Below are 9,100 nucleotides of genomic sequence, written 5' to 3'. Positions count from 1 at the left end.
GGTCTACACCGAGACCACGCAGCGTGACGCGACCAACCGCCGCGTGTGCGACGCCCGCAACCAGTACGTCACCAACCTCGACTGCCCGAGCCCGGTGCGGACCGAGGGGTCCGCGGCGAGCAGCGTCTCGGAGGTCAACGTGGCCTACGACCAGCTCGGCGCGACGTCGTCGTTCTACACCAGCCGGTTCGGGTACGACCTGTCGACGCAGATCGGTGGCGGAGCGCTTCGCGCGACCGTGCGCGCGTGCTACCGCGACTCCGGCGGCGACTACGGCTGCCCGATGGAGAACGCGTTCTGGACGGGACGCAGCATGGTCTTCGGCCAGGGCTTCGCCTCGGCCGACGACGTGGTCTCCCACGAGCTGACGCACGGTGTCATCCAGAACACCGCGGACCTGGTGTACTCCTACGAGCCCGGGGCCATCAACGAGTCGATGGCCGACGTGTTCGGCGAGTTCGAGGACCTCGACAACGGCACCGGGAACGACACGTCCTCGGCGCGGTGGCTGCTCGGTGAGGACCTGCCCATCGGCGCGATCCGCGACATGAAGACCCCGGAGCGCGGCAGCCAGCCGTCGAGCTACCGCGGCCAGTACTGGCAGAGCGGCTCGAGCGACAACGGCGGTGTCCACACCAACTCGGGCGTGGGCAACAAGGCGGCGTACCTCATCACCGACGGCGGGACGTTCAACGGCCAGACCATCACGGGTCTCGGCCAGGCCAAGGCCGAGCAGCTCTACTGGCGCACGCTCAACGCACTGACGAGCTCGTCGAACTACGCCCAGCTCGGCCAGACGCTGAAGTCCTCCTGCTCGGCCCTCGCCTCGGGCGGGACCGCCGGGTTCACGTCGACCGACTGCCAGCAGGTGAGCAAGGTCGTGACCGCGACGCGGATGTAGGCAGGCGACCGAAGGGATCGCCCGTACCGCCCACGCGGTGCGGGCGATCCGTTCGTCCGGGCGGTGGACGAGGCGCAGAGCTGTCGGCGTCGCGCGAACCACCTTCGGTGGAGCTGAGGGGACTCGAACCCCTAACCCCCTGCTTGCAAAGCAGGTGCGCTACCAATTGCGCCACAGCCCCTCGCGGGATCAGACCGAGTCGGTGGCCTGCTCCCAGGTGGTGCGCGTGGCGGCGGTCCCGTCGTCGCGACGAGCCACGGCCCACAGCACCCCGAGCGCGGCGAGGACGACCGCGAGAAGCTTCTTCATCGCCGTCCTCCTCGGGCGTCCGGTGGTGGGCCTAGCTGGACTTGAACCAGCGACCTCTTCCTTATCAGGGAAGCGCTCTAACCGAGCTGAGCTATAGGCCCGCAACAGCGATGAACTCTACCCCACGCCCGGGTGACCGGGCGAACCGGGGGCAGCACCGCCGCAGTTCGCGGATCAGTGATCCGTGAACGTCACCTCGATGCCGCCCAGCAGCTGGGCGGCGAGGTTGTACAGGTGCGCGGCGATCGTGGCGATCGCCGTCATCAGCACGACGTTGACCGCACTGAAGATCAGTGTGAGGCCGACCAGGCGACCCAGCCCGAGGTAGTCGGTGAGGTCGAAGCTGCCGGCGCTGTCGGACAGCACGTTGGAGACCGTGCCGTTCAGCTGGTCCCAGATGCCGGTGAGGTCGAGGACCACCCAGAAGATGGTGACCGCGACGACCGAGACGATCATCAGCGCGACCGAGACGACGAACGCCAGACGGGTGACCGACCACGGCTCGACGTGCGTCAGCCGCAGCCGTGCCTGACGACCGGACGCCGACGCCGCTGCCGGCGAGGCAGGGGCGGCCGGAGCCTTCGGCTCGTCCTTGACGGCGGGGATGACCGCGGTGCTGTCGGGCGACTGCGACGTGGTGCCGGCGTAGTCGGCAGCCGTCGGGGTCTTCTCGCGCGCAGCCGCGCCCTTCTTGGCGGGAGCGGGCCCTGCGCTGCGTCCTTGCCGCCGCCGACGGGCTTGCCGTCACGGTCGAGGCGCGGGATCTGCTGCGTCCGCGCGGCGTCACCGGCGCCCGAGCTGGGTGCCCGGTCCTGAGGCTTCTGCTGGTCGCTCACTCGTCGTGCCCCTCGTCAGTCGTGTCAGTGACCTCGGTGCCCGCGTCGTCGGGCGTCACCGGGTCCACCGTACCGGCCGGGGCGTCGTCGGCCTCGCTGTCAGGCTCCGCCGCGCCGCTCAGGTCGGTGTTCCGTGCGATCGTGACCACCCGGTCGTCACCCTTGAACTTGACGAAGGTGACCCCCATCGTGCCGCGACCCTTGGCCGGCACGCCCGCGACCTGGCTGCGCGTGACCTGGCCTCCAGCGGTGACGGAGATGACGTCGTCGGAGTCCTTCAGCACCAGTCCGCCGACGAGCTCGCCGCGGGCCTCGGTGATCTGCATGGCCTTGATGCCCAGGCCGCCGCGACCCTGCAGGCGGTACTCGTCGATCGAGGTCTTCTTGGCGTAGCCGCCGTCGGTGACGGTGAAGACGTAGAGGCGGTCCTCCTCGGGCACGTCCTCGAGGGCGACGTCTGCGTGCTCGTGCCGGATGACCGTCATGGACAGCAGGGCGTCGTCGTCGCGGAACTTCATGCCGGTGACGCCGGACGTCGCGCGACCCATGGGCCGCAGCTGGTCGTCGTCGGACCGGAACCGGATGGCCTGCGCCTTCTTGCTGATGAGCAGGAGGTCGTCGTCGGGTCCGGCGATGTCGGCGCCGATGAGGGCGTCGTCCTCGTCGCGGAAGTTGATCGCGATGACACCGGCTTGGCGCGGGCTGTTGTAGTCGGCCAACCGCGTCTTCTTCACCAGGCCCTTGCGGGTGGCGAGGACCAGGTAGGGCGCCTGGTCGTAGTCGCGGATGGCGAGGACCTGCGCGATCTCCTCGTCGGGCTGGAAGCTCAGCAGCCCGGCGACGTGACCACCCTTGGCGTCGCGTCCGGCCTCGGGCAGCTGGTAGGCCTTGGTGCGGTACACGCGGCCGGCCGTCGTGAAGAACAGGATCCAGTGGTGCGCCGTGGTGGGGAACAGGTGCTCGACGAAGTCGCCGTCGCGCAGCTGCGCGCCGCGCACCCCCTTGCCGCCGCGACCCTGCACCCGGTACTGGTCGGTGCGGGTGCGCTTGGCGTAGCCGCCGCGGGTGATGGTGACCACGACGTCCTCGTCGGGGATGAGGTCCTCCATCGAGAGGTCGCCGTCACCGGGGACGATCGGCGTGCGGCGGTCGTCGCCGTACTTGTCGACGATCTCGGCCAGCTCCTCGCTGACGATGGCCCGCTGACGCTCCTCGCTGGCCAGGATGGCCTTGAAGTCGGCGATCTTGGCCTCGAGCTCGGCCAGGTTGTCGATGATCTTCTGCCGCTCGAGGGCCGCGAGGCGGCGCAGCTGCATGTCGAGGATGGCGCGTGCCTGCAGCTCGTCGATCTCGAGCAGCGCGATCAGGCCGTCGCGCGCCTCCTCGACGGTGGGGCTGCGGCGGATGAGTGCGATGACCTCGTCGAGCGCGTCGAGCGCCTTCACGAGACCACGCAGGATGTGGGCCTCGGCCTCGGCCTTCTTGAGACGGTAGGCGGTACGCCGCTGGATGACCTCGATCTGGTGGGCGATCCAGTGCGACACGAACCCGTCGAGGGTGAGGGTGCGCGGGACGTCGTCGACGAGCGCCAGCATGTTGGCGCTGAAGTTCGACTGCAGGTCGGTGTGCTTGTAGAGGTTGTTGAGCACCACCCGGGCCACGGCGTCGCGACGCAGCTCGATGACGATCCGCATGCCGGCACGGTCGGACGACTCGTTGCGCAGGTCGGAGATGCCCTGCACACGGCCGGCGTTGACCAGGTCGGCGATCTTGCGCATGAGTGCGTCGGGGTTCACCTGGTAGGGCAGCTCGGTCACGACGAGCTGGATGCGGCCCTTGTGCGGTACATGTCCTCGATGCCGCGCGTGCCCACGATGAGGCCGTGGGTCGGGAAGTCGGGACCCTTGACCCGCTCGATGAGCGCCTCGAGCAGCTCGGCCTTGCCGGCGTCGGGGTGGGCGAGCGCCCACTGGACGCCGTCGGCCACCTCGCGCAGGTTGTGCGGCGGGATGTTGGTGGCCATGCCGACCGCGATGCCGGCCGAGCCGTTGACGAGCAGGTTCGGGATGCGCGCGGGCAGCACCGTCGGCTCGGAGGAGCGGCCGTCGTAGTTGGGCTTGAAGTCGACGGTGTCCTCGTCGATGTCGCGCACCATCTCCATGGCGATCGGCGCGAGCTTGCACTCGGTGTACCGCATGGCGGCCGCCGGGTCGTCGCCGACGGAGCCGAAGTTGCCCTGGCTGGCGATCATGGGCGCCCGCATGACCCACGGCTGCGCGAGCCGGACGAGGGTGTCGTAGATCGCCGTGTCTCCGTGCGGGTGGTACTGACCCATCACGTCACCGACGATGCGGCTGCACTTGGAGAAGCCGCGGTCGGGACGGTATCCGCCGTCGAACATCGCGTAGAGCACGCGCCGGTGCACCGGCTTGAGCCCGTCGCGCACGTCGGGCAGGGCCCGCGACACGATGACGCTCATCGCGTAGTCGATGTAGGACCGCTGCATCTCGTCCTGCAGCTCGACGGGCTCGATGCGGTCGCGCTCGATGGGGGTGTCGGTCATGTGTCGGTTCTCGTTTCAGGAAGGCGTCGCGGGAGCGGGCTGGCGGCCGGACGGCCTAGATGTCGAGGAAGCGGACGTCCTTGGCGTTGCGCTGGATGAAGCTGCGACGCTGCTCGACGTCCTCGCCCATGAGGATCGTGAAGATCTCGTCGGCCATGGCGGCGTCGGCGAGGGTGACCTGGCGCAGCACACGCGCGTCGGGGTCCATGGTGGTCTCCCACAGCTCGCCGGCGTTCATCTCGCCCAGACCCTTGAACCGCTGCACCGGCGCCTCCTTGGGAAGGCGGTAGCCGGCCTCGTCGCCGGCCGCGAGCAGCGCGTCGCGCTCGCGGTCGGAGTAGGCGAGCTCGTGGGCGTGGTTGGTCCACTTGATCTTGTACAGCGGCGGCTGCGCGAGGTAGACGTGGCCGTTGTCGATCAGCGGCTTCATGAAGCGGAACAGCAGCGTGAGCAGCAGGGTGGAGATGTGCTGGCCGTCGACGTCGGCGTCGGCCATGAGCACGATCTTGTGGTACCGCAGCTTGGCGATGTCGAAGTCGTCGTGGACGCCGGTGCCGAGCGCGCTGATGATCGCCTGGACCTCGGCGTTCTGCAGGATCTTGTCGATCCGCGCCTTCTCGACGTTGAGGATCTTGCCGCGCAGCGGGAGGATCGCCTGCGTGCCCGGGTCGCGGCCGTTCTTGGCCGAGCCGCCGGCGGAGTTGCCCTCGACGACGAACAGCTCGCACTTCTCGGGGTCGCGGCTCGAGCAGTCGGCCAGCTTGCCGGGGAGGCCACCGCCGCCCAGGAAGCCCTTGCGGTTGCGGGCGAGGTCGCGGGCCTTGCGCGCGGCGAGCCGGGCGGAGGCGGCGTCGATGGCCTTGCGGATGACGACCTTGCCCTCGGCCGGGTTCCGCTCCAGCCAGGCGGCGAGCTCGTCGTTGACGACCTTCTGGACGAAGCTGCGTGCCTCGGAGTTGCCGAGCTTCGTCTTCGTCTGGCCCTCGAACTGCGGCTCGGCGAGCTTGATGGAGATGATCGCAGTGAGACCCTCGCGGATGTCCTCGCCCGACAGCTCCTCCTTGCCCTTGAGCAGGTTGTTGGTGTCGGCGAACCGCTTGACGGTCGTGGTGAGCGCGGTGCGGAAGCCCTCCTCGTGGGTGCCGCCCTCGTGCGTGTTGATCGTGTTGGCGAACGTGTGTACCGACTCGCTGAAGGAGTCGTTCCACTGCATCGCCAGCTCGAGGGAGAGGCCGTTCTCCTCGTCGTCGCGCTCGATGGAGATGACGTCGTTGTGGATCGGCGAGCGGGTGCCGACGTTGATGTGGTGCACGTAGTCGACGAGTCCGCCGTCGTAGCGGAAGCGCACCTCGCGCTCGAGGTCGTCGGCGCCGTCCTCGTCGTCGCTGCCGAGGTCGCGCTCGTCGCGCAGGTGGATCTCCAGGCCCTTGTTGAGGAACGCCATCTCGCGGAAGCGGCTCTTGAGGGTGTCGAAGGAGTAGTCCGTCGTCTCGAAGATGTCGGCGTTGGCGTAGAAGGTCTGCGTCGTGCCGGTCTCGTCGGTCGCCTCGCCCTGCTCGAGCTCGCCGGTGGGCACGCCGTTGTCGAACGTCTGGCGCCAGACGAAGCCGTCGCGCTTGATGACCGTGTGCATCGTGGTGCTCAGCGCGTTGACGACGGAGATGCCGACGCCGTGCAGACCGCCGGACACCTTGTAGCCGCCACCACCGAACTTGCCGCCCGCGTGCAGCGACGTCATGACGAGCGTGACGGCCGGGATCTTCTCCGTCGGGTGCATGTCGACGGGGATGCCGCGACCGTCGTCGACCACGCGTACGCCGCCGTCGTCCTGCAGCACGACCTCGATGTGGGTGGCGTGGCCCGCGAGCGCCTCGTCGACGGAGTTGTCGACGACCTCGTAGACGAGGTGGTGCAGACCGCGCTCGCCCGTGGAGCCGATGTACATGCCGGGACGCTTGCGGACGGCCTCGAGACCTTCGAGCACCTGGATGTTGCTCGCGTCGTACGAACCCTCGACCTGGGAGCGGGAGACCAGCTCCTCCGCGATGGGCTCGGGCGTGGTCTCGTCGTCAGGAGAGGTGGTCACTGTTCCAGTATACGGGCGATTGTGTGGCTCCCAGCGCACCTGCCCTCGTGTCACCGCGGGCCCGGCGGGTCCAGAGTAGTGCTGAGCGGGCTCGCAGCCCCTCCAGGAGCGCCGCGCGGGGTGGGGCCCCATGCCCCGATCGTCCCCGGGGGGCGTTCGGGCGTCTGAGGCCCGTTGGCGCGCCGCGACGCAGTTGACCCTGTCCGTCATCGTAGGAGGCATGACCCTCGTGGACCCCGACGTCGCTCCCGCGCCGGCGCGATCGACCCGCCGGACGGGCTCGAGCGTGCGCGGCACCGCCGCCGTCGTGGCCCTCGGCGCGACGCTCGCGTGCACGGTGCTGGCGTGGTTCGTGCTGCGCACCCCGCTCGGTCAGCGCCTCGACGAGCGCGCGATGAACACCGTGGTCGCCGGCCGCGACACGCAGCTGCAGGTGCTGAGCGTGCTGGGCTACGTCTCCATCGGCGCGATCGTCGTCGTGGCGCTCGCGTGCGTCGTCGTGGCGCTCCTCCGCGGTCGCGCCGCGCTCGCTCTCGGTGCCCTGACCGTGATCGCGGGCGCCAACGTGACCACCCAGGTCCTCAAGCACGCCCTGCTCACGCGCGCCGACGTCGTCGACGGGGTCGTCGCCCCCGTCAACAGCTTCCCGAGCGGCCACACCACCGTCGTGGCCGCCGGGGTCGGCGCGCTGTGCCTCGTGTCGCCGCGCTGGATGCGGCCCCTCGTCGTGCCGTTCGGTGCGTTCGCCGTGACCCTCACCGGCGCGTCCACGGTCGTGGCCGGGTGGCACCGACCCTCCGACGTCGTCGGCGCCGTGCTCGTGACGACCGCCTGGACCGCCGTCGTCTCGTGGGTCCTCGGTCGCCAGCACGTCGCCGTCCGCGGCACCTGGCTGCTCGCCCTCGTCGGCGCCGTCGCCGCGATCGGCGCCCTCGTCGCCATCGGCGTTCGCCCCTCCTACGGCTGGGACGGCTTCACCGACGCCGCCCTCGTCCTCGGCGCCCTCGGCGTCACCCTCGGCCTCGGCGTCGCTGCGGGGAACCGGGCGACGCCGACGTCGTAGGGGTCGGGTCGCGCCCTCGCTGGGGGCTCGTGCGCTGCCTGCGGGGGTCGTGACCTTGCTGGCGCGCTGCCGCAGGGGGTCGTGACCTTGGTGGTGCGCTGCCGCAGGGGGTCGTGACCTGCTGGTGCGCTGCCTCGGCTGGTGCTGGCGGTGGTCTCCGAGAGGGCCTCGACCGGCAGCGGGCCCGACCACGGTTTCGGGTCTCGGGGTCTGGCTTGAGCCCCGTGGGTGACGCACGCTTCTTCGTTTCTGCGTTCTCGGGCCACGATTCTGCGTTTGCGCGTCCTATCGGTGGATCTGCTACCGCAAGAGCGCTTCTGCGGTTGAGAATCCACCGATAGCGGGCTGTCGGCGCGAAAGTCTCTGCGTTCGCGCGCCCGAGTCCGAACGCTTCTGCGTTCACGACGGGATCCCGTAGGCAACGCAGAATCCTTGTCCCCCCGCACACGAACGCAGAAGCTTGCGTCCACCCCAGCACCAACCCGCAGCCCGAGACCCCAGACCAGCGCGCCCGCCCGCCGCCCGGTCGAGGCCCTTTCGGAGACCAGATACAGCGAAGGCCGAGACAGCGCACCAGCGGGTCGAGACCTCCTGCGGCAGCGCACCAGCTAGAAGAGGCCCCCGCCGGCAGCGCACCAGCAGCCCGAGCCCAGCGATCAGCCGTACGTGTCCCGCGGCCCGCGACCCTTCACCGACCGGGGGCCACGCTTCCAGGAGGGGGCTTGGGGGCCACGGACCTCGATGCGGAGGACGGCGCCGTCGCCGAGCTCCTCGTTGAGGCGGGCGACGAGGCGAGGGGCGAGCAGGCGGAGCTGGGTGGCCCAGGCCGTCGAGTCAGTGGTCACGTGCAGGACCGCGTCCTCGTACCCGTCGACGGTCGAGTGTCGGGCGACCTCGGGGCCGACGATGGAGGACCAGTCGGTGAACACGCGCTGCGCCGACAGCCGGTCGTCCCAACCCTGCTGGCGCACGAGTGCACCGAGGGCGTCGGCGACGGTGGTCGGGTCCTCCCGACTCTTGCGCCGGCGGGGGGTGGAGCCGTCGGTACGTCGACGACGGGGACGCAGCGGTGCGCCCGTCCCGCGGTAGCTGTCGGCAATCTCGCGGGCCAGGCCGAGTGGGTCGTCGGAGCCGGGCGGCTCGGTGCCGTCGTCGTCGGGTGGGGTGCCGGACACCTCAGGCCTCCGTGACCTTGCCGGCGTGCACGTCGAAGCGGTGGCCGGCGAGCGCAGCGGGCACGTCGTCGGCGACGGCCGCCGTGACGAGCACCTGCTCGGCGTCGCCCACGAGCTCGGCGAGCTGCTCGCGGCGACCCTCGTCGAGCTCGGCGAAGACGTCGTCG

General features: G+C 70.1%; 6 protein-coding genes, 2 tRNA genes and 2 pseudogenes. 2 read left to right on the top strand and 8 right to left on the bottom strand.

The genetic code is table 11. The annotated features are described in order from the left end of the window. On the top strand, positions 1 to 901 hold a 901-nt coding region (locus tag A6Q79_RS11695), incomplete at its 5' end, for a M4 family metallopeptidase (protein ID WP_317698345.1). A gap of 108 nt (positions 902 to 1,009) precedes the next feature. Here the strand turns inward: A6Q79_RS11695 and A6Q79_RS11690 are convergent. From A6Q79_RS11690 to gyrB, 6 genes and pseudogenes are all read right to left on the bottom strand, one after another. After that, positions 1,010 to 1,082 (bottom strand) — tRNA-Ala (locus A6Q79_RS11690). 151 nt (positions 1,083 to 1,233) lie between these two features. Continuing rightward, positions 1,234 to 1,311: transfer RNA gene (locus A6Q79_RS11685), tRNA-Ile, on the bottom strand. 73 nt (positions 1,312 to 1,384) lie between these two features. Beyond that, a complete protein-coding gene (locus A6Q79_RS11680) occupies positions 1,385 to 1,732 on the bottom strand; it encodes a DUF3566 domain-containing protein (RefSeq protein ID WP_256474917.1) in 348 nt (115 codons plus the stop codon). A gap of 310 nt (positions 1,733 to 2,042) precedes the next feature. Beyond that, positions 2,043 to 3,155 carry a DNA gyrase C-terminal beta-propeller domain-containing protein gene (locus A6Q79_RS18670; RefSeq protein WP_369038006.1) on the bottom strand — a complete coding sequence of 371 codons (1,113 nt, stop codon included), beginning with the start codon at positions 3,153 to 3,155 and terminating at the stop codon, positions 2,043 to 2,045. 129 nt (positions 3,156 to 3,284) lie between these two features. Further along, positions 3,285 to 4,447, bottom strand: a pseudogene (locus A6Q79_RS18665) (DNA gyrase subunit A); the annotation flags it as partial. Between the two features lie 217 nt (positions 4,448 to 4,664). Further along, positions 4,665 to 6,656 (bottom strand): DNA topoisomerase (ATP-hydrolyzing) subunit B, encoded by a 1,992-nt coding sequence (gene gyrB, locus A6Q79_RS11665; RefSeq protein WP_067861121.1) that lies wholly within the window; start codon positions 6,654 to 6,656, stop codon positions 4,665 to 4,667. 259 nt (positions 6,657 to 6,915) lie between these two features. Here gyrB and A6Q79_RS11660 point away from each other — a divergent pair, with 259 nt between their 5' ends. Further along, complete coding sequence (locus A6Q79_RS11660; RefSeq protein WP_286689578.1) at positions 6,916 to 7,758, top strand: phosphatase PAP2 family protein; 843 nt, start codon at positions 6,916 to 6,918, stop codon at positions 7,756 to 7,758. A gap of 656 nt (positions 7,759 to 8,414) precedes the next feature. On the opposite strand, the gene A6Q79_RS11655 is transcribed toward A6Q79_RS11660, so the two are convergent. Further along, entirely contained in the window at positions 8,415 to 8,933 is a 519-nt protein-coding gene (locus A6Q79_RS11655) for a DUF721 domain-containing protein (protein WP_286689579.1), read from the bottom strand. A gap of 1 nt (position 8,934) precedes the next feature. Beyond that, a pseudogene (locus A6Q79_RS11650) lies at positions 8,935 to 9,100 on the bottom strand (DNA replication and repair protein RecF); the annotation flags it as partial.

Origin of the sequence: Aeromicrobium sp. REDSEA-S32_B7 (assembly GCF_001626145.1) — a bacterium.
Classification (GTDB): domain Bacteria; phylum Actinomycetota; class Actinomycetes; order Propionibacteriales; family Nocardioidaceae; genus Aeromicrobium; species Aeromicrobium erythreum.
Note: the sequence above shows the minus strand (reverse complement) of the source record. Positions and strands in the feature narration are given on the sequence as shown.

Excerpts from the sequence above, each read along its gene's own strand:
- A6Q79_RS18670 (WP_369038006.1), bottom strand. The coding sequence starts at position 3,155 with ATGGAGGACCTCATCCCCGACGAGGACGTCGTGGTCACCATCACCCGC.
- A6Q79_RS11660 (WP_286689578.1), top strand. The coding sequence starts at position 6,916 with ATGACCCTCGTGGACCCCGACGTCGCTCCCGCGCCGGCGCGATCGACC.